Genomic DNA, 21,428 nt, shown 5'->3' with positions numbered 1-21,428 from the left:
GTGGTTAACCCGCAAAGCCGCTGCCAGCGCAGCGCGAATAACATCCCAGGATCGCAGGCAGAGCAGAATCGGTACTGACGCGCCCGTTTTTGTGAGCGATAAAAAAGCCCTCATCCGAGGGCTTTTGAGTTTTCAGCGTTAGTTTTCCTGCCAGGCTTTCTCAATCTCTTCGGCGAGGATTTTCACGCCCGCTTCGATAAGCTCCGGCTCCGGCACATAGTTCATGCGCATGCACTGATGCGTGTGCGGCCAGGGTTTATCCAGGCCCGGGAAGAAGTAGTCGCCTGGCACCATCAGCACGCCGCGTTTTTTCAGCCGTTGATACAGCAGCTCGGTGCTAATCGGCAGATCTTTAAACCACAGCCAGAGGAAAATCGCCCCTTCCGGTTTATGGATCAGGCAGCGTTCTTCAGGCAAATAACGACGCAGCGTGGCGATCGTTTCCTGTACCCGCTGGTAGTAAAACGGCTTGATCACCTCTTCAGAAAGGCGCAGCAAATCTTTGCGTTTAATCATTTCGCACATCATCGCCGGGCCAATGCCGCCCGGCGCGAGGCTGATAATGCCGTTCATATTACGGATTGCGGAGATAATTTTTTCGCTGGCAATGATAATGCCGCAGCGGCTACCCGGCAGGCCCAGCTTCGACAGGCTCATACAGAGAATGATGTTCGGATTCCACAGCGGCCGCGCTTCGCTAAAGATAATGCCGGGGAAAGGGACGCCGTAAGCGTTATCGATTACCAGCGGGATATTGTGCTGGTTCGCCAGCACATCCAGCTTCATCAGCTCTTCGTCGGTGATCACGTTGCCGGTCGGGTTGGTTGGGCGCGAGACGCAGATCATGCCGGTCTCTTCGCCAATATGCAGGTGTTCAAAATCGACATGGTACTTAAACTGCCCGTCCGGCAACAGTTCAATGTTGGGGCGCGCGGAGACAAACAGATCTTCTTCCAGCCCGGAATCGGCATAGCCGATGTACTCCGGCGCCAGCGGGAAAAGTACTTTTCTGGTGCTTCCATCGGCGCGACGGCCAGCAAACAGATTGAACAAGTAGAAAAACGCGCTCTGGCTGCCGTTTGTTAGTGCAATATTCTGTGGCTCAATATCCCAACCTAACTCTTCACGCAGCATAGCCGCCAGCGCCGACAGTAGCTCGGTTTTACCCTGCGGGCCGTCATAATTGCACAGTGCATCAGTCGCTTTGCCGTTTTCTACCATGTCTGCAAGCAGGTTGTGGAAGTAATCGGTCATCGCCGGGATTTGTGCCGGGTTACCGCCACCGAGCATGATAGCGCCAGGGGTGCGTAAACCGTCGTTGAGATCCTCCATCAGGCGCGTAATGCCTGCATGGCGGGTAAATTTGTCGCCGAAAAGTGAAAATGTCATCGCTACTGCTCTGTCGGGCTGCGGATCAAAGTGGCTAACCATAGCGCTCCGGACGGCGAGGTGCAAATCGCCGCCGGCGCGCCTTTTCCCCGCTTAATTCTTATTAATGACAGTTATGCGACATAATATGCTGATATTTGCTTTATGGCTCAGTGGCGAGCCGCGCCCGCCCAGACCACCATCACTTTGTCTTCCCCTTGTTCACGGACAAAACCGTAGCCCTGCGGCAGCGTAAGCGTGGTCTGTTTGCCCATGCCCAGCGCCGGGTGGCGTGCGCGGAACTGCCCCAACGTTTGCCAGTGCCGCAGGCTGGCGGCGCTTTTACCGCCAAGATCCTGCCAGTTCATATCCGATCGCGTACCTTGTAGCGGATCCGATCCTGTCGGGCCAAAAGGCCGCGCGCTTTCATCACCGTAAAAGATCTGCACCGCGCCGGGGGCGAGCAGCAGCAGCTCTGCGGCTTGCTGGCCGCCCTCGCGGAACAAGCGGGTATCGTGCGAGGAGAGATAGCTCAGCACATTAAAGCCTTGCAGTTTGTCGGCCATCTGTTGCCAGACGGTATCCATATTCGCCAGGCATGACACCGCGTCGGCGGCTTGTTGCTGGTAATCGAAATTGATCATGGCGTCGAAACCGTGGCGGTAATAATCACTTTCCATCACACCGTGACCCCAGGATTCGCCGGTCATCCAGAAAGGGGCGTCATCGATTTTTTTCTGCGGATTGGCCTTTTTCCATTCGGCGAGCGCCGCCGCGGCCTGCGTTTTTAATTGTTGCCAGGCCGCCAGCTCGACATGTTTGGCGGTATCAACGCGAAAACCGTCAATGCCGTACTCGCGCACCCACGCGCTGAGCCAATGGGTGAGGTAATCGCGCGGTGTAAACCCGGCGATTTCGCGTGCGCGCGTGTCCGGTTTGTGGCGATAAAATACCGGCAGCCCGGAAGGTGTGGTGGATTCGGTTTTCAGATCCGGCAAAAACGCCAGCGACATGGTGAGGTCGTCAAAACCGGGATTGTCATAATCGCCGATATCGGTGCGGATCCAGTTTTTGCCCCACCAGTTTTGCCAGGCGCTTTTATCGCTAAAGTTGATGTAATCATTGAAGCTATGCCAGCTCTGCCCGGCGGCGGGACGCCAGTCTGTCCAGTGCTCGCCGAGGATCTTTTTGCGCTCTTCTTCTTTCAAATACAGCGCGCCAAACTGGAAGGTTTGCATATCAGCCAGCGTCGCATAGCCGGTGTGGTTCATCACTACGTCAAACAGCACGCGAATACCGCGGCGGTGCGCTTCATCAACCAGCTTACGCAGATCATCTTCGTTGCCCATATTAGCGTCGAGGCGCGTCCAGTCCTGTGTGTAATAACCGTGGTAGGCATAGTGGGGGAAATCCCCTTTTGTACCACCGCCAACCCAGCCGTGGATCTGCTCCAGCGGCGAGCTTATCCATAACGCATTGACGCCCAGTTGCTGTAAGTAATCCAGTTTGCTGGTCAGCCCTTGCAGGTCGCCGCCGTGAAAGGTGCCAATCTCCTGCATGCCATCTTTATGTCGACCATAGCTGTTGTCATTGGCGGGATTGCCATTCACGAAGCGGTCGGTAAGGACAAAATAGACCGTGGCGTTATGCCACTGAAAAGGGGCTGCGCCCTGCGTTTGCGCCTTTTCCAGCAGCAGAAGACCGTCACTTTCCGGTGCGGGTTGCAGGGTGATTTTCCCGTCGCGTACCGTGGCGGTTTGCTGGCTGTAGAAGTCGCGTACCAGGCTGCCTTCCGGGAAGGTGTTGCCAACAGGCACGGTCAGCGGTTTGTCGTCACGCACCGGGCACTGGCGCGCAGCGTTAACCGGCGCTGCGCTGGCCTCACTTTTGACACTGAGCAGCACTGTTGGTGTGCCGGAGCGAGTGTCTAGCTGTATCTGGTAATCGCCATCACGGAATATCCGCCACTGCGGCGCACTGCCGCTGCAAGGCTTCAGCGAAAGCATTTGGTTCAGCTTGATGTCGCTGGCGGGCTGCCAACATTGCTGACCCTGTTGCAACGCTAGCGGATGCTCGCCTTTTTTCAGCGCGGCCTGGCTGCGCCAGAGGCCGGTGCCGTCGTCAGTTAAAGGGGGAAAACCGGCGGCGGACCAGTCGGCAAGAGCGATGCCGGGAAGCAACAACAGTAACAGTGCGGAGTGTTTCATCGGATGTCCCAGTGATGGCGATTTTACCCAGTTTGCCACTCCGCCTGGCGGGGGAACTCCTCCCTGGTCGTCATCGCCAGGGAGGAGGGCGCAGGGTGAGCGATCGCGCGCATATCGTTAACGTGGATTTGCGATAACCGCCACATTTATAAGAGATTGTCCATTTTGTGTGCAGTTTCCTGGTGACATGATTTCAGAATTGGATTATTTCTGTACGTGCTCTTGCAGGCTATTTTTGGTATGATTTGAGATTCAGCTCTCAAAATCATGCAAAAAAGAAGGTGTTGGAATGTTCATATCCGACCAGGAGACCTAATGATATCGATACCCATGCGACGACTTGGGGCCACGATACTCATGTTTTCCACCTTGATATTTTCAGGTGGGGTGCTGGCAAAGACGCACACAGAAACAGCGAGTCACAAAGCCCACGTCACTAAGGCAAGCGTAAAAAAACAGGCAAGCAGTAAACAAGAGTATTCTCGCAATAGTGTAAAAAGTAGTTCACTTCCTGATTTGCGAAAATACCCTTCCGGAACACCAAGGAAAAAAGCGTTTCTCCGGACGGTAATGCCTTATATCACCAGCAAAAACTCTGCGATTACCGCCGAGCGTAACTGGTTGCTGTCAAAACAGTACAACAGCCAATGGTCGCCTGCCGAGCGCGCGCGTCTGAAGGATATTACTCAACGCTACAAAATCAGCTGGAACGGGAATACGCGCCGTATTCCCTGGAACGCCTTGCTGGAGCGTGTAGACATTATCCCGGACAGTATGGTTGCGACTATGGCGGCAGCGGAAAGTGGTTGGGGCACGTCAAAACTGGCGCGTACCAACAACAATCTGTTTGGCATGAAATGTGCGAAAGGTGCCTGTAAAAACGGGGCTGGCAAAGTGAAAGGTTACTCTCACTTTAACTCCCTGCAGGAATCGGTGGATGCTTACGTCACCAACCTGAATACGCACACGGCCTATGCCTCATTCCGTAAATCCCGTGCGCAACTGCGTAAAGCGGATCAGGAAGTGACCGCTACCAACATGATCCATAAGCTGAAGGGTTACTCAACCCGTGGTGCGAGCTACAACAACTATTTGTTTGCCATGTATCAGGACAATCAGCAGTTAATCGCCGCCCATATGTAATGTCAGCCTTGTAAACGCCTTCCAGCCGGAAGGCGTTTTTCTTTGTGTCAGATAAGGATTTCGCTATAGCGGTCGCGGTAGTCTTTTGGTGTGCTGTCGTACTCTTTACGAAACACCGAGTAGAAATATTGCAGCGACGGGTAGCCGCACATCTGTGAGATTTCATTGATCGAGAGCGATGTCGATATCAGCAGGCTACGCGCCTTTTCCAGCTTCTCCGCATGAATTACCGCATGAATTGTCTCACCGACCTCTTCTTTAAAGCGCTTTTCCAGGTTTGAACGCGAGATGCCGACGGCATCCAGCACCTGATCCACTTTGATGCCTTTACAAGCGTGATTGCGAATGTAATGCATCGCCTGAATCACCGCCGGGTCGTTCAGCGAGCGATAATCCGTCGAGCGCCGCGCCACCACGCGTACCGGTGGAACCAGCAACCGCTGTAACGGCATGGTTTCGTTATCCAGCAAACGGTGCAGCAGCTTCGCCGCCTGGTAGCCCATTTGTCGGGTTCCCTGCGCCACGGAAGAGAGCGCAACGCGCGACAGATAACGGGTGAGTTCTTCGTTATCGATGCCGATCACGCACAGTTTTTCTGGCACTGGTATATGCAAATGGTCACACACCTGCAGAACATGGCGCGCACGGGCGTCGGTCACGGCGATAATGCCGGTCTGCGGCGGCAGCGTTTGCAGCCAGTCTGCCAGCCGGTTCTGCGCATGTTGCCAGTTCTCTGGCGCGGTAGTCAGCCCCTGGTAAACCACACCGCGGTACTTCTCTTGCGCCACTAACTGGCAGAAGGCGTGCTCACGTTCTGCCGCCCAGCGTTTGCCGCTGGAGACTGGCAGGCCGTAGAACGCAAAACGGTGCACGCCTTTCTCTTTCAGATGCAAAAACGCGCTCTCCACCAGCGCGTAGTTGTCGGTCGCGATGTAATGCACCGGTGGGTAGTGCTCCGGTGTGTGATAAGAACCGCCCACGCCGACAATCGGCACGTCGACATCCGCCAGCAGCCGCTCAATGTCCCGATCGTCATAATCGGCGATCACGCCATCGCCCAGCCACTCTTTGATATTTTCAATACGGGCGCGAAAATCCTCTTCAATGAAAATATCCCACTCGGATTGCGAGGCCTGCAAATATTCGCCGACCCCTTCGACAACCTGGCGGTCGTAGGCTTTATTGGCATTAAATAACAATGTGATGCGATGGCGCTTCTCAAACATGTTGGTTTGCTTCCTGACTTTCCATCCGATCTCATTATCATATTCACCAAACTGATGAATAAAAAAGATCCGGCAGTGTGATCGCGCCTTAATTCACAACTTTCAGGCCCGCCGTTTGGTGGCTGAGTCCATCCACACGGCGAGCAGCAAAATGGCCCCTTTAACGATGTATTGCCAGAACGTCGGCACATCCATCATGCTCATGCCGTTATCCAGCGACGCCATAATAAACGCGCCCATCACCGCGCCTGCGACGCTACCAATACCGCCTGCAAGGCTGGTGCCGCCAATGACGCATGCGGCAATGGCGTCCAGTTCGGCGATGTTCCCGGCGGAAGGTGAACCCGCGCCGAGGCGCGAGCTGAGGATCAAACCGGCAATCGCCACCATCAATCCGTTAATCGCAAATACCGCAAGTTTGGTGCGCTCGACGTTAATGCCGGAAAGCCGTGCCGCTTCCAGGTTGCCGCCAATCGCGTAAATACGGCGGCCAAACGCGGTGCGCGTCGCCATAAACATGCCGGCCAGCAGCAAAAATGCCAGCAGCAGTACCGGCGTGGGGACGCCACGGTAATCATTCAGCAGCCAAATGGCTCCAAGCACGATCACCGCGATAATTGCCTGGCGGCCGACTGCCGTCGTGGAGGGAGAGGTTGCCAGCCCCAGCGTCTGGCGGCGCATACGTCCGCGCCACTGCCAGAGTACAAAAGCAACCAGCCCCAGCAGGCCCACACCGAAACCTACGCCGTCTGGCAAATAGCTTTGGCCAATTTGCGACATCGCCGCGCTGGTGGGGGAAACCGTGGTGCCGTTGGTGATGCCGATCAGCACGCCGCGAAAAGCCAACATTCCGGCCAGCGTGACGATAAATGAAGGGACTTTGCGATACGCCACCCACCAGCCGTTCCAGGCGCCGAGCAGCAGGCCGAGCACCAGTGTCACCACCACGGTCAGCGGCAGCGGCCAGCCCAGCCAGACGTCGAAAATCGCCGCCGCGCCGCCGAGCAACCCCATCATGGAGCCGACGGAAAGGTCAATTTCGGCGGAGATAATGACAAACACCATGCCCACCGCCAGGATGCCGGTGATCGCAGTCTGGCGCAGCAGATTGGAGATATTACGCGCGCTGAGATACGCGCCATCGGTCATGCCAGTGAAAAACAGCATAATCACCACAATGGCGGCGATCATCACAAAGACTTGTAAGTTAAGGGACTTCAGTCCGGAAAAAGCCCCTGGTGAGGCGGTGGCTAACTTGATTTCAGACGGGTTGCTTTTCGACATGATGTTCGCTCCTCAGCGCCGCTTCCATGACCTGTTCCTGGGTCAGATTACGATTGATGAGATCGGCTTTTAGCTTGCCTTCATGCATCACCAACACCCGATCGCTTAATCCCAGCACTTCGGGAAGCTCGGATGAGATAACGATGACGGCGATCCCCTGCTGCACTAACTGGTTAATCAATTTGTAGATTTCGTATTTCGCGCCGATATCGATGCCGCGCGTGGGTTCATCAAGAATCAGGATGCGCGGATTGAGTAACAGGCAGCGGGCGAGAATGGCCTTTTGCTGGTTGCCTCCGCTCAGGCGGCCAATGGCCAGCTCCGGTGAGGAGGTTTTTACTTTTAGCCGCTGGAGTGACTGTAAAATGCACGCCTGCTCGGCGGCGTCGTCCAGGCTGCTTAACGCGCCGGTAAACTGGCTAAGCGCCGCCAGCGTGATGTTCTTGCCCACCGCCATCACCGGCACGATGCCGTCTTTTTTGCGATCTTCCGGCACCATGGCGATGCCAAAGTCGATAGCCTGCTGACAGTTGTGAATCTGTACCTGCTTGCCATCAAGAAAGATTTGTCCTTCCCAGCGCCCCGGCCAGACACCAAACAGGCACTGCACCGCTTCAGTTCGCCCGGCGCCGACCAGCCCGGCGATGCCAAGGATCTCGCCGCGCTTCAGGCTGAATGAAATATCGTTCACACGTTTGATATGGCGGTTTACCGGATGCCAGGCGGTAAGGTGTTCAACGCGCAGGATCTCGTCGCCTGTCGCGTGCGGTTCATTGGGGTAGAGCGCGGTCAGTTCGCGACCGACCATCATCGTGATGATGTCGTCTTCGCTCATGCCAGCGGCATCACGCGTACCGATATGTTTGCCATCACGGATAACGCAGATGGTGTCCGATATCGCTTTGACTTCATTCAGCTTGTGGGAAATGTAAACGCAGGCGATATCGTGATTGCGCAGGTCGCGGATGATATCCAGCAGCACGGCGGTTTCCTGCTCGGTCAGCGAAGCGGTGGGTTCATCGAGGATAAGCAGCCGTACCTGTTTGTTCAGCGCTTTGGCTATTTCAACCAGTTGCTGTTGCCCGAGCCCTAAATCGCCCACCCGGGTATCCGGGGAAATCGACAGGCTCACCTGTTTAAGCAACTTCTCGCAGCGCAGGGTCATCTGGTCATAATCCATCACGCCGTGACGAGTGATTTCCGTACCGAGGAAAATGTTTTCCAGTACGGTTAAATGTTTCACCAGCGCCAGCTCCTGGTGAATGATGGCGATACCTTTGCGCTCGGTATCGCGGATATGGCTGGCTTGCAGGGTTTCGCCCGCAAAAATGATTTCTCCCTCGTAACTGCCTGCCGGGTAAATCCCACACAGCACTTTCATCAGCGTAGATTTACCCGAACCGTTCTCACCGCACAGCGAGAGCACCTCACCCGCGTTAAGGTGCAGGCTGACGTTATCTATCGCCTTTACGACACCAAAAGTTTTGGTGATATTTTTCATTTCAAGTAAATAAGGCATGGCTGCTCCACGTCATTCGCTGATATACAGCGCCTGAAAGAGATGGCAGCCGACGCGCCCGCAGGCGCGCCGACGGTTTTAGAGCTGATTTTTCTGATGGAAGCCGTCTTTGATGACAGTAGCGTCGATGTTGTCTTTGGTGACTTCGATTGGCGTCAACAGGCGGGCAGGGACATCTTTCAGGCCGTTATTCAGTGAAGCGTCCGCTTTTGGCGTTTTGCCGTTACCCAGTTCGACGGCGATTTCCGCAGCGGTATTAGCGAGTTGGGTGATTGGCTTATAGACCGTCATGGTCTGGCTGCCGTTAATCAACCGTTTCACCCCTGCGAGGTCGGCATCCTGACCCGAAATCGCCACTTTCCCGGCCAGACCCTGGGCGCTCAGCGCCTGAATTGCACCGCCAGCGGTTGCATCGTTGGAAGCGACCACGGCATCAATTTTGTTATTGTTGGCGGTGAGGGCGTTTTCCATAATCTTCAGCGCGTTTTCCGGTAACCAGCCATCGACCCATTGATCGCCGACAATTTTAATTTTGCCGCTATCAATATAGGGTTTTAATACCTTCATTTGCCCGGCACGGAATAACTTGGCGTTATTATCGACCGGCGATCCGCCCATTAAAAAGTAATTGCCCTGCGGGACTTTGCTTACCAGGCTTTGCGCCTGTAATTCCCCGACTTTTTCATTATCGAAAGAGATATAGAAATCGATGTCGGCATTATTAATCATGCGATCGTAAGCCAGAACTTTAATTCCTTCCTGTTTGGCTTCTTTTATTACATTACTTAATACCTGGCCGTTATAGGGAATAATAACCAGCACATCGACACCACGGTTGATCATATTTTCAATTTGCGACATCTGGGTTTCTTCATTTCCGTTTGCGGATTGAACAAACACGTCAGCACCGAGCGACTCGGCTTTTTTCACAAAGATATCGCGGTCTTTTTGCCAGCGTTCAAGGCGCAAATCGTCAATCGCCATGCCGATTTTCACCTCTTTGGCATGGCCGAAAGCGCTTGCCAGCAGCAGGGAGGCGCAGAGTGTAAGGCAAAGGTTCTTTATCTTCATAATAGTAATACCTTTTGTAGGGTGAAGGGCGAGATAAAAGAAACATGCACTGCTATAGACGAGCAAATTCTTAACGCAGAATTCCTCTCTGGCAATTACAGATTTTTATCCGGGCATTACGTTTTTTGGTTTATTTGCTGATTTATGACCGCGATCTTATTTTAAAAAAAGCAAAACCGATTTTGCATAAAAAAGAGGAAGGTACCTCGCAGCGGCAGATATCAATATTTTGCGAGCCAGCGCACGTTTGTGCATTCTCTTAATAGCAGTGTGAAATAACGTAATTGAGCGAGTCAGAGAGAGAATCCAGTATTAATGTCAGATTTATACACTCGCCAATGGAGCTCATTATGCAAGCTTATTTCGACCAGCTGGATCGGGTTCGTTTTGAAGGTCCAAAAACCACGAATCCTTTAGCGTTTCGTCATTACAATCCGGATGAGCTAGTGCTCGGTAAGCGCATGGAAGATCACCTGCGTTTTGCTGCCTGCTACTGGCACACCTTCTGCTGGAACGGCGCAGATATGTTTGGTGTGGGCTCTTTCGATCGCCCATGGCAACAGCCTGGTGAAGCCATTGCGATGGCGAAGCGTAAAGCCGATGTCGCGTTTGAGTTTTTTCATAAACTCAATGTGCCCTATTACTGCTTCCACGATGTGGACGTTTCGCCGGAAGGCGCGTCGCTGAAAGAGTATCTGAACAATTTCGCGCAGATGGTGGACGTGCTGGCGGAAAAACAGCAGCAGAGCGGCGTGAAGCTGTTATGGGGTACGGCGAACTGCTTTACCAACCCGCGCTATGGTGCGGGCGCGGCGACCAACCCGGACCCGGAAGTGTTCAGTTGGGCGGCAACGCAGGTGGTGACCGCCATGAACGCCACCCACAAACTCGGCGGCGAAAACTATGTGCTGTGGGGCGGCCGTGAAGGCTATGAAACCCTGTTGAATACCGATCTGCGCCAGGAGCGTGAACAGATTGGCCGCTTTATGAACATGGTGGTTGAGCACAAGCATAAAATCGGTTTTCGCGGTACGTTGCTTATTGAGCCGAAACCGCAGGAACCGACCAAGCACCAGTACGATTATGACGCCGCCACCGTGTATGGCTTCCTGAAACAGTTTGGTCTGGAGAAAGAGATTAAACTGAATATTGAAGCCAACCACGCCACGCTTGCCGGCCACTCCTTCCATCATGAAATCGCCACGGCAATCGCGCTGGGGCTGTTTGGTTCAGTGGATGCGAACCGCGGCGACCCGCAGCTCGGCTGGGATACCGACCAGTTCCCGAACAGCGTCGAAGAGAACGCGCTGGTGATGTATGAAATCCTCAAAGCGGGCGGTTTCACTACCGGCGGCCTGAACTTTGACGCCAAAGTGCGTCGCCAGAGCACCGATAAATACGATCTTTTCTATGGCCACATTGGCGCGATGGACACCATGGCGCTGGCGCTGAAAGTGGCGGCTCGCATGGTACAAGACGGCGAGCTGGATAAACGCGTGGCGAAGCGCTATGCGGGCTGGAATGGTGAGCTGGGCCAGCAAATTTTGCAGGGGCAGCTTAGCCTCGCAGAGCTGGCGAAGTACGCTGAACAGCAGAACCTGGCGCCGCGCCACCAGAGCGGTCATCAGGAGCAACTGGAAAACCTGGTTAACTACTACCTGTTTGATAAGTAAACCGTTCTGCGCCGCTGATAACGCGGCGCACTAAAAAGGAGTGGTCACTATGTATATCGGGATCGATCTTGGCACCTCTGGCGTGAAGGCGATTCTGCTCGGTGAGCAGGGCGAGGTGTTGGCCTCGCATACGGAAAAACTCAGCGTGTCGCGACCGCACCCGCTGTGGTCGGAGCAAGATCCCGAAGCATGGTGGCAGGCGACGGACCGCGCCATTCTGGCATTGGGCGAGGCGCATTCGTTACAGCAGGTAAAAGCGATGGGCCTCGCCGGGCAGATGCACGGCGCGACGCTACTTGATAAAGAAAACCAGGTGCTGCGCCCGGCTATTCTGTGGAATGACGGTCGCTGCGGCGAAGAGTGCGCTCTGCTGGAAGAAAAAGTCAAAAATTCTCGGGCGATTACCGGCAACCTGATGATGCCCGGTTTTACTGCGCCGAAGCTTCTGTGGGTGCAGCGTCACGAGCCAGAAATATTTGCTCGTGTGGCGAAGGTGCTGCTGCCCAAAGATTTTCTGCGCCTGAAAATGTCCGGCGTATTCGCCAGTGATATGTCTGACGCGGCTGGAACAATGTGGCTGGATGTGGCGAAACGCGACTGGAGCGATGAGATGCTGGCGGCCTGTTCGCTTTCACGTGCGCACATGCCTGCGCTGTTTGAAGGCAGCGACATCACCGGCGAATTGTTGCCAGAGATTGCACGGCGCTGGGCGATGCCGGTGGTTCCGGTTGTGGCGGGCGGTGGAGATAACGCCGCTGGTGCTGTCGGCGTCGGTATGGCGGATGCAGGCCAGGCGATGCTGTCGCTGGGCACATCCGGCGTCTATTTTGCCGTCAGCGAAGGGTTCCTCAGTAAACCCGAAAGCGCGGTACACAGTTTTTGCCACGCGCTGCCTGGCCGCTGGCATTTGATGTCGGTAATGCTTAGCGCGGCTTCCTGTCTGGACTGGGCGGCGAAGTTAACGGGGCTGGAGTCGGTTCCGGCATTGATTAACGCCGCGCAACAAGCGGACGATAACGCCGGGGATCTGTGGTTTTTACCCTACCTTTCCGGCGAACGTACGCCGCATAACAACCCACAGGCGAAAGGCGTGTTCTTTGGCCTGACGCATCAGCATGGCCGTGAAGAACTTGCCCGCGCTGTGCTGGAAGGTGTCGGATTTGCGCTGGCGGATGGTATGGATGTCGTCCACGCCTGTGGCGTCACGCCGCAGAGCATTACGCTTATCGGTGGTGGCGCGCGCAGCGCATGGTGGCGGCAAATGCTGGCGGATATCAGCGGATTGCAGCTCGATTACCGTACCGGTGGCGATGTAGGGCCTGCGCTGGGCGCGGCGCGGCTGGCGCAAATTGCCGTCAATCCGCAAACGCCTTTGACGACGCTATTGCCGCAACTGCCCGTTGAGCAACAACACGCACCGGATGCTGCCCGACATGTTCATTACACGCCACGTCGCGAAACGTTCCGGCGCATCTATCAGCAGCTACTGCCGCTGATGTCCTGATTTCTTCTGCTTATCCGGCCCGCTGTTCAGGTGGGCCGGAATTACCCTGATGTTGTCCTTTTTTGGTCTTAGCAGGTGCAAAACTCCTTGCCACAATAGCGTTAACCTCACTGAGCATGGAGTCCTGAAATGTCCCGCACCGCGCTGATTAACATCGATACACAGCAATCTTTTTTCCATCGTGACTACTGGCAAGAGACAGACTTCGCCGCCTTTCAGCAGGCCATCTCCACGCTTATCGCTGGCTGTGAAGCACGCGGGGTGCCGGTAGTCGATATCTTTCATGTCGCCGACAGCGGGCCGTTTGCGCTGGAGAGCGGTTTTGTCGCGCCGATGCCGTTCCTCAAACACCAGGCGGCGGTGACATTTCATAAGCATGTACACAATGCCTTTACCGATACCGGGCTCGATCACTGGTTGCGTAGCCGCGATATCAATCACCTGATTATTTGTGGGATTCGCACCGAACAGTGCTGTGAAACTACCGCGCGCGTCGCGTCAGATCTGGGGTATCGCGTGACCTTTGTCAGCGAAGCGACACTGACCTTCCCGATGACGCATAAAGGGGTTACGCTGGATTGCAACGCGCTGCGCCATCGCACAGAAACCGTGCTGGAAGGCCGCTTCGCTGCCATTAAAACCGTCCACGAAATTCTGGAACTGTAATGACCACAGATGTCTGGTTTGTGATGTTGCCCGGCGTGCTGGCGCTGGATATGTCTGGCCCGGCGGAAACCTTCGCGCTGGCGGGGGATGCGTTTCGCCTGCACTACATTGGCCCGCAGCCCGATGTGTCAACGTCAATAGGTCTGACGATGGGCAATATTGCGCCGCTACCGGAGTCGCTGCCAGCAGGCAGCCTGCTGGTACTGCCTGGCGTATCCGATTCCTCACGGTTATTTGACACGCCGCAGGCGAACGCGGTGCGGCACTGGCTGATGCGCCTGCAACCGCTGATCCACAGCCAGAGCATCACGTTGATGTGCGTCTGTTCCGGCGCGGTGCTGGCGGCGAAAGCCGGGTTGATGAACGGCATTCAGTGCACCACCCACCATGATGTCATTGCTCGTTTACGCGCGGTGGCGCCTGCGGCGCTGGTCAAAGAGAACCGGATTTTTATTGAGGATCGCAGCATCTGGACCAGTGCGGGCATCACGTCGGGTATCGATTTGGCGCTGCATTTGATTAACCGGTTGTGTGGGCCAGAGACGGCGCTGGCGGTCGCGCGGGAAATGGTGGTCTGGTTCCGTCGTTCCGGGGAAGATCCGCAAATTTCACCGTGGCTGCGCTACCGTAACCACCTGCATCCGGCGGTGCACCGCGCACAAGATGCGCTGACGGCGGAGCCGCAAAAAGCCTGGCAACTGGGCGACATTGCCGAGCGGGCGCACGTCAGTCCCCGGCATTTAACGCGCCTGTTCCAGCAACATCTCGGGATCAGCGTGCGGGATTATCTGGAGCAGTTGCGGCTGGCGATTGCCGAACAGTATCTGTTGCAAGGACACGGCACCGAGCAGGCCGCGCGTGCTGCCGGATTCTCCTCACCACGCCAATTACAGCGGGCGCGCCAACGGGCGATTAACTGACGAAACGGCGTTTGTCGAGGCGTTGCACCAGCATTGACAGCGCCAGACTCGCCAGCAGCGTGGCGGTGAAAATCCACACAATATCGAGCAGCGGTGAAGCATGAATTTCAATGCCGCGCGTGCGCAGGGCGTGAATAATCAGCGCGTGAAAACCGTAAATCCCCAGCGAATGGTGAGAAATTAGTGTCAGCCCCGGCAGCGTGCGGCTATTCAGCGTGTTTTTGATAAGCGTAAACAGCGCAATGGCGCAGAGAAAGACCATTGGCCCGCAGTAGAGATACCAGGTATCGGCGAAATTGCCGCGCCATTTCAGCTCATTAAGCGTACCGCGTGAAATCATCACTACCGCGGCTAAAAACAGGGCGGCGCAGGCCCAGCTTACTGCGCGTTTTTGCGTCTCCATCATGCCGATGGCGCGACCCAGCATGCCGTACAGAATGTAGTAAAACGTATCCCCGCCAATATAAAGATTGACTGGCAGCCACTCAACACCACCGATTTTCTGTGGCACCGTATTCGGGTTGGCGACAATGCCAATCACCACCACTAACGCCAGCAGCATTTTGCCGCTGAGCGCTTTCACCTGAATCAGCGGCGATACCAGGTAAATGACGATAATGGCGAAGAAAAACCACAGGTGATAGAACACCGGTTTTTGCAGCAGATTTTTCAACGACAGCTCGCTGTTAATCGACGTAAAAAGCACGATATAGAGCAGGGCGATAAGGCTGTAGAACACCAGACAGAGTGCGATGCGCAAGAAATGGCGCGGCTGCGCGCTGCGCTCGCCAAAAAAGAGGTAGCCGGAAATCATAAAAAACAGCGGCACGCTGACGCGGGAAGCGGAATTGAGGATGTTGGCGATATTCCAGTCGAAAGTGGTGATGCTGGCAGGGTTGGTGATGTACCAGGTGGTGGTGTGGATCATCACCACCATTAAACAGGCTATCCCTCGCAGATTATCTATCCAGTAAATTTTCGACTGCATCAGTTCCTCTGTTTTCACGTTAAAGACAACTCTTTCAGACTGTTAGATTATCTGCCCATTTCATTAGATAATTCTGAGTTTTCCCGCTCTTGCTTGTGCGTTTTACGCAGATTTGCAAAATTTGCGTTCCCGCCGTTAAAAATAACAGCCCGCGAGCAGGCAGTGATGAAAATAATGAAGTGTATTGCCCCCGCGCTGATGCTGCTATTAGCAGGCTGCAGCGCTTCTGCAGATATTCCCGCGCAGCAAGCGCAAAAAGCCAGACCCGGCCCCGAACATTCGCTGGATATGGAAAACATGTGCAGACAAAACGCCGCCCGCCGTTACAACACCGGCATACAGCAAATTGATGTCACCGGTTTTGAACAATTTCAGGGCAGCTATGAAATGCGGGGCGTGACGCCACGCCGGGAAGCGTTTGTCTGCACTTTTGACGCGGAAGGCCAATTTTTACACCTTTCGATGCGCTAAACCGCTATTTTGCCGCCTGCAGGCGCGCGCTTTCCCCAATTTTCCTTAAACAAACCCGTTTCGTACTGTATATCTTGCAGCCAGCGGGTATACTGGGCGCTTCCTTTAAATCCACACGTATCCAGCACGAAAGAATATGCAAAAGTTTGATACCAGGACCTTTCAGGGTCTGATCCTGACCTTACAGGATTATTGGGCTCGTCAGGGCTGTACCATTGTTCAACCTCTGGACATGGAAGTGGGCGCCGGTACATCGCACCCGATGACCAGCCTGCGCGCGCTGGGGCCAGAACCGATGGCAACCGCGTATGTGCAACCTTCCCGCCGTCCAACCGATGGGCGCTATGGCGAAAACCCGAACCGTTTACAGCACTATTATCAGTTCCAGGTGGTGATTAAGCCGTCTCCGGATAACATTCAGGAGCTGTACCTCGGGTCACTGAAAGAGCTGGGTATGGATCCGACCATTCACGATATTCGTTTCGTGGAAGACAACTGGGAAAACCCGACGCTGGGTGCCTGGGGTCTGGGCTGGGAAGTGTGGCTGAACGGCATGGAAGTGACGCAGTTTACTTACTTCCAGCAAGTTGGCGGTCTGGAGTGTAAACCGGTTACCGGTGAAATCACCTACGGTCTGGAACGTCTGGCGATGTACATTCAGGGCGTGGACAGCGTTTACGACCTGGTCTGGAGCGACGGCCCGCTGGGTAAAACCACTTACGGCGACGTGTTCCATCAGAACGAAGTGGAGCAATCCACTTACAACTTCGAATATGCGGATGTCGACTTCCTGTTCAGCTGCTTCGAGCAGTATGAAAAAGAAGCCCAGCAGCTGCTGGCGCTGGAAAACCCGCTGCCGCTGCCTGCCTACGAGCGCATTCTGAAGGCCGCCCATAGCTTCAACCTGCTGGATGCGCGTAAAGCCATCTCCGTGACGGAACGTCAGCGCTACATTCTGCGCATCCGCACGCTGACCAAAGCAGTGGCTGAAGCGTATTACGCTTCCCGTGAAGCCCTTGGCTTCCCGATGTGTAACAGAAATAAATAAGAGGCGGCCATGTCTGAGAAAACTTTCCTGGTGGAAATCGGCACCGAAGAGCTGCCACCAAAAGCATTGCGCAGCCTGGCCGAGTCCTTCGCTGCCAACGTTACCGCTGAGCTGGATGCGGCGGGTGTCACCCACGGCGATGTGCAGTGGTTCGCCGCGCCGCGCCGTCTGGCGGTAAAAGTCGCGCAACTGGCGGCTTCCCAGCCGGATCGCGAAGTGGAAAAACGCGGCCCGGCGATTGCCCAGGCGTTTGACGCTGAAGGCAAACCGAGCAAAGCGGCTGAAGGCTGGGCGCGTGGTTGCGGTATCACCGTTGATCAGGCCGAGCGTCTGACCACCGACAAAGGTGAATGGCTGCTCTATCGTGCGCATGTTAAAGGCGAAAGCGTGGAAACGCTGCTGCCGAACATGATTGCCAACTCGCTTAGCAAGCTGCCGATCCCGAAACTGATGCGCTGGGGCGCGTCGGATGTGCACTTTGTACGTCCGGTTCACACCGTCACGCTATTGCTGGGCGATGCCGTGATTCCGGCAACCATTTTGGGTATTCAGTCCGATCGCGTGATTCGCGGCCATCGCTTTATGGGCGAGCCGGAGTTCACCATCGATAACGCCGATCAGTACCCGCAAATTCTGCTGGAGCGCGGCAAAGTGATTGCCGATTACGACGCGCGTAAAGCGAAAATCAAAGCGGATGCGGAAGAAGCGGCGCGTAAGATTGGCGGCAATGCCGATCTGAGCGACAGCCTGCTGGAAGAAGTGACCTCGCTGGTCGAATGGCCGGTGGTGCTGACCGCGAAGTTTGAAGAGAAATTCCTCGCTGTTCCGGCGGAAGCGCTGGTTTACACCATGAAAGGTGACCAGAAGTACTTCCCGGTATATGGCAACGACAGCAAATTGCTGCCGAACTTTATCTTCGTCGCTAACATCGAATCGAAAGATCCGCAGCAGATTATCTCCGGTAACGAAAAAGTGGTGCGCCCGCGTCTGGCGGATGCCGAGTTCTTCTTCAATACCGACCGCAAAAAACGCCTCGAAGATCATCTGCCGCGTCTGCAAACCGTGCTGTTCCAGCAACAGCTGGGTACGCTGCGCGACAAGACCGATCGTATTCAGGCGCTGGCGGGCTGGATTGCCGGGCAGATTGGCGCGGATGTGAATCACGCTACGCGCGCGGGCCTGCTCTCCAAATGCGACCTGATGACCAATATGGTGTTCGAATTCACCGACACCCAGGGCGTGATGGGCATGCACTACGCGCGTCACGACGGCGAAGCAGAAGACGTTGCTGTGGCGCTGAACGAGCAGTATCAGCCGCGTTTTGCCGGTGATGAACTGCCGTCGAACCCGATTGCTTGCGCACTGGCGATTGCCGATAAGATGGACACCCTCGCGGGCATCTTCGGTATCGGCCAGCATCCGAAAGGCGATAAAGACCCGTTCGCACTGCGCCGCGCGGCGCTGGGCGTGCTGCGTATTATCGTTGAGAAGAACCTGGCGCTGGATCTGCAAACCCTGACCGAAGAAGCGGTGCGTCTGTACGGCGACAAGCTGACCAACGCGAAAGTGGTCGATGATGTGATCGACTTTATGCTGGGCCGTTTCCGTGCCTGGTATCAGGACGAAGGTTACAGCGTGGATACCATTCAGGCGGTGCTGGCGCGTCGTCCGACCAAACCGGCAGATTTCGATGCGCGTATGAAGGCGGTTTCGCACTTCCGTACGCTCGACGAAGCGGCGGCGCTGGCGGCAGCGAACAAACGCGTTTCCAATATCCTGGCGAAATCCGACGAGACACTGAACGATATCGTTCACGCTTCGGTGCTGAAAGAAGCGGCGGAAATCAAACTGGCGGGCAATGTGGTCGTTCTGCGCGATAAACTGCAGCCGTACTTCGCCGAAGGCCGTTATCAGGAAGCGTTGATCGAGCTGGCGCAGTTGCGTGAGCCGGTGGATGAGTTCTTTGAGAACGTGATGGTGAATGCCGACGACAAAGACGTGCGTATCAACCGTCTGACACTGCTGGCTAAACTACGTGAACTGTTCCTGCAGGTGGCGGATATCTCTCTGCTGCAGTAATCGTCATGGCAATAAAAAACCCGCTGCGGCGGGTTTTTTTTATGTCTGGCGTCAGGGCTACGACCTGTTTTGCTCGCCGGGGTAAGGGACGAACGTCGTAACCGTGGCGTTGACGCGCACGTTGTTACGCCCTGCGCGCTTGGCTTCATACAGCGCATTGTCGGCGCTCTGGATAAGCTGCCCGTACTCGGTGTGGCTTTTCTGGCAAAGACTCGCGACGCCAATACTGACGCTGATGATACCGCCAGGGGAACTGGCGTGGGGCAAATCCAGCAGTTGGACGCTGGTGCGCAGTTTCTCGGCGAGTTCAACGGCATCGGCACAGCGGGTTTCCGGTAACAGGGCGCAGAATTCTTCCCCGCCGTAACGGAACAGGACATCGGCAGGATTTTTCAGCGCGCCGCGCATCGCCGTGGCGATTTGCTGTAAGCACTCGTCACCGCGCTGGTGACCATGGCAGTCGTTATAAAGTTTGAAGTAATCCACATCAATCAGCAGCAGCGACAGCGGCTTGTTATTACGCTTGCTGGCGCGCCATTCACGCTCGATACAAAGGTCGAAATAACGACGGTTACCCACACCAGTCAGCCCATCTGACAGCGATTGTGATAAAAGCTCATGCGCCTGTTCACGCAGTAAGGATTCGCGGCGCACGGCGGCGGTGACATCGACTATCTGAATCAGGCAATAACGTTCTGTATCACCTAACGGCACAATGGTGACCGCCTGGCTCAGGCGCGCGCCGGGGCGTGACGGCTCGGCGTAGAGCGGGAAGGGTGAACGGTGCAAAGATTGCGAAAGCAGGGCAGATAAATTGTGGCCAATAGCCTGACGAATCGCATCCCCGACACGGTGATACGCCAGGTCGGGGAATACGCTAAAAAACTCTTCGCCAACCGTGTCGCAGGCCGCACGTCCGGTGTGCGTTTCTAACCACGCGTTCCACAGGGCGATACGGTAGTGCGCATCAACAATGATCACACCGAGGCTTAAGGATGAAAAGGCGTCAAACAACAACTTATCTTTCATTTTCAATGCATTCCATCTGGAACACTGCCGGTTTCTAAGCGGCTGATATAACGCCGGATCTGTTCACGTAAATCACGCAGCGCGGACATATCAAGGATAAAGGCGAGGTATCCCCGAATCTGCTGTCGCTCAAGCGCGAAATCGATGCGCAGCATCATCACCAGCGGGTCGTTGTCATCTTTATTTGGATTGAGGATCTGCTGACTGCTGCCCACGCGAACGACGGGCAGCGAACCTTGCAGCTCTTGCTGGAACATATTGGCCAGCGTCCCGACACAGGCGTTGAGCACAATATTGCCGATTTCGCTCATCGCTTCACGTTCCATCTCGCCCAACTCATGCGCAGGGATCAGGTCGCCCACCATCATGCGCACAATTTCAAAACTGGCGGCTTCGGGAAACATCAAAATCGCTTCGGTGGCGTAGGCGCCCTGGTAGTGCTGGCTAATGCCGAATAACGCTATGCCCGCTCCCAGCTCTTCAGCGGCTTCAGAGCGCGGCGTAAAGCGGAGCGTCGGCACTGACATACGCACTTCTTCATTGACGATATTGCTCATCGCGGCGGCGGCCTGACCAACGCCAATGTTGAAGATCTCCATCAGGCTGTCAGTTTCAATTTCGCTGATATCCGGCAATGCATTCATGGATGTGTCTCCAGGCTGTTCAACACCGCGTGGAGTTGGGGCTCTTTCAGCGGTTTGGGCAGGAAACCAAGACCGAGCGCTTGCGCGGCGGTTTGTATCGAGTGCTGAACGTTGGCGGTGAGCAGAATAATATGCGTGTCAGGGTGCGTCTGGCGGATACGCGAAGCGGTTTCCATGCCGCCAATACCCGGCATGTTTACATCCAGCAAGATCGCATAAGGTGGGTGCGCCGATGCCAGTTCGATCGCCTCTTCGCCCGTTCCGGCTTCGTCGATTTTCCAGTCCTTGTGCAGGCTGAGCACATACTGGCGTGAAATCATGCGTGACAGGCGGCTGTCATCAACAATCAGGATATATTTCGACATCATTCATTCTCGTCTGGTGATTCATTGCCTGAAAAAGGACAATGCACAGCGCCCGGGGTGGTCCTCTTCCCTGATGAATGCGGCGTAACGTCTCAGCATCGTTGTGATTTTACCTAACGCGCTGTTTCGTTTTTTCCTTTGTAAAATTCTCTTCCCGGTTTACACGCACGGCCTGGTACTTTTGGTTAAGTCACCTTATTCATCGGCAAAAACATGCAAATGA

At 55.2% G+C, this 21,428-nt stretch carries 18 protein-coding genes; 8 read left to right on the top strand and 10 right to left on the bottom strand.

Going from position 1 to position 21,428, the window contains the following annotated elements; genetic code table 11:
• Positions 1–138 precede the first annotated feature (138 nt).
• Positions 139–1,389 (bottom strand): valine--pyruvate transaminase, encoded by a 1,251-nt coding sequence (gene avtA / locus IP581_RS22390; RefSeq protein ID WP_407659163.1) that lies wholly within the window; start codon positions 1,387–1,389, stop codon positions 139–141.
• Between the two features lie 149 nt (positions 1,390–1,538).
• The gene (locus tag IP581_RS22385; RefSeq protein ID WP_193821394.1) at positions 1,539–3,575 is read right to left on the bottom strand and encodes an alpha-amylase; all 2,037 of its coding nucleotides are present in this window, start codon (positions 3,573–3,575) and stop codon (positions 1,539–1,541) included.
• A 315-nt stretch (positions 3,576–3,890) separates the two neighbouring features.
• Between IP581_RS22385 and IP581_RS22380 the strand changes: the two genes are divergently transcribed.
• On the top strand, positions 3,891–4,718 hold the full coding sequence (locus IP581_RS22380) for a protein bax (RefSeq protein ID WP_017458212.1): 828 nt from the start codon (positions 3,891–3,893) through the stop codon (positions 4,716–4,718).
• 47 nt (positions 4,719–4,765) lie between these two features.
• Here the strand turns inward: IP581_RS22380 and xylR are convergent, their stop codons facing one another.
• From xylR to xylF, 4 genes are all read right to left on the bottom strand, one after another.
• Positions 4,766–5,944 carry a D-xylose utilization transcriptional activator XylR gene (gene xylR / locus IP581_RS22375; protein WP_086872478.1) on the bottom strand — a complete coding sequence of 393 codons (1,179 nt, stop codon included), beginning with the start codon at positions 5,942–5,944 and terminating at the stop codon, positions 4,766–4,768.
• 102 nt (positions 5,945–6,046) lie between these two features.
• Complete coding sequence (xylH, locus tag IP581_RS22370) at positions 6,047–7,228, bottom strand: xylose ABC transporter permease XylH (protein WP_086872481.1); 1,182 nt, start codon at positions 7,226–7,228, stop codon at positions 6,047–6,049.
• On the bottom strand, positions 7,206–8,747 hold the full coding sequence (locus tag IP581_RS22365) for a xylose ABC transporter ATP-binding protein (protein ID WP_086872483.1): 1,542 nt from the start codon (positions 8,745–8,747) through the stop codon (positions 7,206–7,208). The genes xylH and IP581_RS22365 overlap by 23 nt, the downstream gene beginning before the upstream one ends.
• Before the next feature lie 78 nt (positions 8,748–8,825).
• Complete coding sequence (gene xylF / locus IP581_RS22360) at positions 8,826–9,818, bottom strand: D-xylose ABC transporter substrate-binding protein (protein ID WP_065369634.1); 993 nt, start codon at positions 9,816–9,818, stop codon at positions 8,826–8,828.
• Between the two features lie 350 nt (positions 9,819–10,168).
• On the opposite strand from xylF, the gene xylA reads away from it, so the two are divergent.
• The 4 genes from xylA (at position 10,169) to IP581_RS22340 (ending at position 14,581) form a co-directional block, all read left to right on the top strand.
• The gene (xylA, locus tag IP581_RS22355) at positions 10,169–11,491 is read left to right on the top strand and encodes a xylose isomerase (protein WP_193821393.1); all 1,323 of its coding nucleotides are present in this window, start codon (positions 10,169–10,171) and stop codon (positions 11,489–11,491) included.
• 49 nt (positions 11,492–11,540) lie between these two features.
• Positions 11,541–12,995: a xylulokinase gene (xylB, locus tag IP581_RS22350; protein WP_193821392.1), complete on the top strand. Its 1,455-nt coding sequence runs from the start codon at positions 11,541–11,543 to the stop codon at positions 12,993–12,995.
• A gap of 129 nt (positions 12,996–13,124) precedes the next feature.
• Positions 13,125–13,661 (top strand): isochorismatase family protein, encoded by a 537-nt coding sequence (locus tag IP581_RS22345; protein ID WP_017458219.1) that lies wholly within the window; start codon positions 13,125–13,127, stop codon positions 13,659–13,661.
• Positions 13,661–14,581, top strand: a complete 921-nt coding sequence (locus IP581_RS22340) for a GlxA family transcriptional regulator (protein ID WP_193821391.1) — start codon at positions 13,661–13,663, stop codon at positions 14,579–14,581. The genes IP581_RS22345 and IP581_RS22340 overlap by 1 nt, the downstream gene beginning before the upstream one ends.
• Here the strand turns inward: IP581_RS22340 and IP581_RS22335 are convergent.
• Positions 14,574–15,569 (bottom strand): acyltransferase, encoded by a 996-nt coding sequence (locus IP581_RS22335; RefSeq protein ID WP_097399837.1) that lies wholly within the window; start codon positions 15,567–15,569, stop codon positions 14,574–14,576. The genes IP581_RS22340 and IP581_RS22335 overlap by 8 nt on opposite strands.
• 165 nt (positions 15,570–15,734) lie before the next feature.
• Here IP581_RS22335 and IP581_RS22330 point away from each other — a divergent pair, with 165 nt between their 5' ends.
• From IP581_RS22330 to glyS, 3 genes are all read left to right on the top strand, one after another.
• On the top strand, positions 15,735–16,040 hold the full coding sequence (locus IP581_RS22330; protein WP_193821390.1) for a YsaB family lipoprotein: 306 nt from the start codon (positions 15,735–15,737) through the stop codon (positions 16,038–16,040).
• Positions 16,041–16,176: 136 nt separating this feature from the next.
• A complete protein-coding gene (gene glyQ / locus IP581_RS22325) occupies positions 16,177–17,088 on the top strand; it encodes a glycine--tRNA ligase subunit alpha (protein WP_017458223.1) in 912 nt (303 codons plus the stop codon).
• A 9-nt stretch (positions 17,089–17,097) separates the two neighbouring features.
• Complete coding sequence (gene glyS / locus IP581_RS22320) at positions 17,098–19,167, top strand: glycine--tRNA ligase subunit beta (RefSeq protein ID WP_193821389.1); 2,070 nt, start codon at positions 17,098–17,100, stop codon at positions 19,165–19,167.
• 57 nt (positions 19,168–19,224) lie between these two features.
• Here the strand turns inward: glyS and IP581_RS22315 are convergent, their stop codons facing one another.
• From IP581_RS22315 to IP581_RS22305, 3 genes are read right to left on the bottom strand one after another with little or no spacing between them, the layout of a single operon-like run.
• The gene (locus IP581_RS22315) at positions 19,225–20,196 is read right to left on the bottom strand and encodes a GGDEF domain-containing protein (protein ID WP_193821388.1); all 972 of its coding nucleotides are present in this window, start codon (positions 20,194–20,196) and stop codon (positions 19,225–19,227) included.
• A 2-nt stretch (positions 20,197–20,198) separates the two neighbouring features.
• Positions 20,199–20,840 (bottom strand): chemotaxis protein CheC, encoded by a 642-nt coding sequence (locus tag IP581_RS22310; RefSeq protein WP_097399840.1) that lies wholly within the window; start codon positions 20,838–20,840, stop codon positions 20,199–20,201.
• Positions 20,837–21,208, bottom strand: a complete 372-nt coding sequence (locus IP581_RS22305) for a response regulator (RefSeq protein WP_193821387.1) — start codon at positions 21,206–21,208, stop codon at positions 20,837–20,839. The genes IP581_RS22310 and IP581_RS22305 overlap by 4 nt, the downstream gene beginning before the upstream one ends.
• Positions 21,209–21,428 lie beyond the last annotated feature (220 nt).

The sequence above is a fragment of the Kosakonia pseudosacchari genome, assembly GCF_015167415.1.
Lineage (GTDB): Bacteria > Pseudomonadota > Gammaproteobacteria > Enterobacterales > Enterobacteriaceae > Kosakonia > Kosakonia pseudosacchari.
The sequence above is the reverse complement of the archived record's forward strand: the minus strand, read 5'-3'. Positions and strand labels throughout refer to the sequence as shown.

Excerpts from the sequence above, each read along its gene's own strand:
- avtA (WP_407659163.1), bottom strand. The coding sequence starts at position 1,389 with ATGACATTTTCACTTTTCGGCGACAAATTTACCCGCCATGCAGGCATT.
- IP581_RS22385 (WP_193821394.1), bottom strand. The coding sequence starts at position 3,575 with ATGAAACACTCCGCACTGTTACTGTTGTTGCTTCCCGGCATCGCTCTT.
- IP581_RS22380 (WP_017458212.1), top strand. The coding sequence starts at position 3,891 with ATGATATCGATACCCATGCGACGACTTGGGGCCACGATACTCATGTTT.
- xylR (WP_086872478.1), bottom strand. The coding sequence starts at position 5,944 with ATGTTTGAGAAGCGCCATCGCATCACATTGTTATTTAATGCCAATAAA.
- xylH (WP_086872481.1), bottom strand. The coding sequence starts at position 7,228 with ATGTCGAAAAGCAACCCGTCTGAAATCAAGTTAGCCACCGCCTCACCA.
- IP581_RS22365 (WP_086872483.1), bottom strand. The coding sequence starts at position 8,747 with ATGCCTTATTTACTTGAAATGAAAAATATCACCAAAACTTTTGGTGTC.
- xylF (WP_065369634.1), bottom strand. The coding sequence starts at position 9,818 with ATGAAGATAAAGAACCTTTGCCTTACACTCTGCGCCTCCCTGCTGCTG.
- xylA (WP_193821393.1), top strand. The coding sequence starts at position 10,169 with ATGCAAGCTTATTTCGACCAGCTGGATCGGGTTCGTTTTGAAGGTCCA.
- xylB (WP_193821392.1), top strand. The coding sequence starts at position 11,541 with ATGTATATCGGGATCGATCTTGGCACCTCTGGCGTGAAGGCGATTCTG.
- IP581_RS22345 (WP_017458219.1), top strand. The coding sequence starts at position 13,125 with ATGTCCCGCACCGCGCTGATTAACATCGATACACAGCAATCTTTTTTC.
- IP581_RS22340 (WP_193821391.1), top strand. The coding sequence starts at position 13,661 with ATGACCACAGATGTCTGGTTTGTGATGTTGCCCGGCGTGCTGGCGCTG.
- IP581_RS22335 (WP_097399837.1), bottom strand. The coding sequence starts at position 15,569 with ATGCAGTCGAAAATTTACTGGATAGATAATCTGCGAGGGATAGCCTGT.
- IP581_RS22330 (WP_193821390.1), top strand. The coding sequence starts at position 15,735 with ATGAAAATAATGAAGTGTATTGCCCCCGCGCTGATGCTGCTATTAGCA.
- glyQ (WP_017458223.1), top strand. The coding sequence starts at position 16,177 with ATGCAAAAGTTTGATACCAGGACCTTTCAGGGTCTGATCCTGACCTTA.
- glyS (WP_193821389.1), top strand. The coding sequence starts at position 17,098 with ATGTCTGAGAAAACTTTCCTGGTGGAAATCGGCACCGAAGAGCTGCCA.
- IP581_RS22315 (WP_193821388.1), bottom strand. The coding sequence starts at position 20,196 with ATGAAAGATAAGTTGTTGTTTGACGCCTTTTCATCCTTAAGCCTCGGT.
- IP581_RS22310 (WP_097399840.1), bottom strand. The coding sequence starts at position 20,840 with ATGAATGCATTGCCGGATATCAGCGAAATTGAAACTGACAGCCTGATG.
- IP581_RS22305 (WP_193821387.1), bottom strand. The coding sequence starts at position 21,208 with ATGATGTCGAAATATATCCTGATTGTTGATGACAGCCGCCTGTCACGC.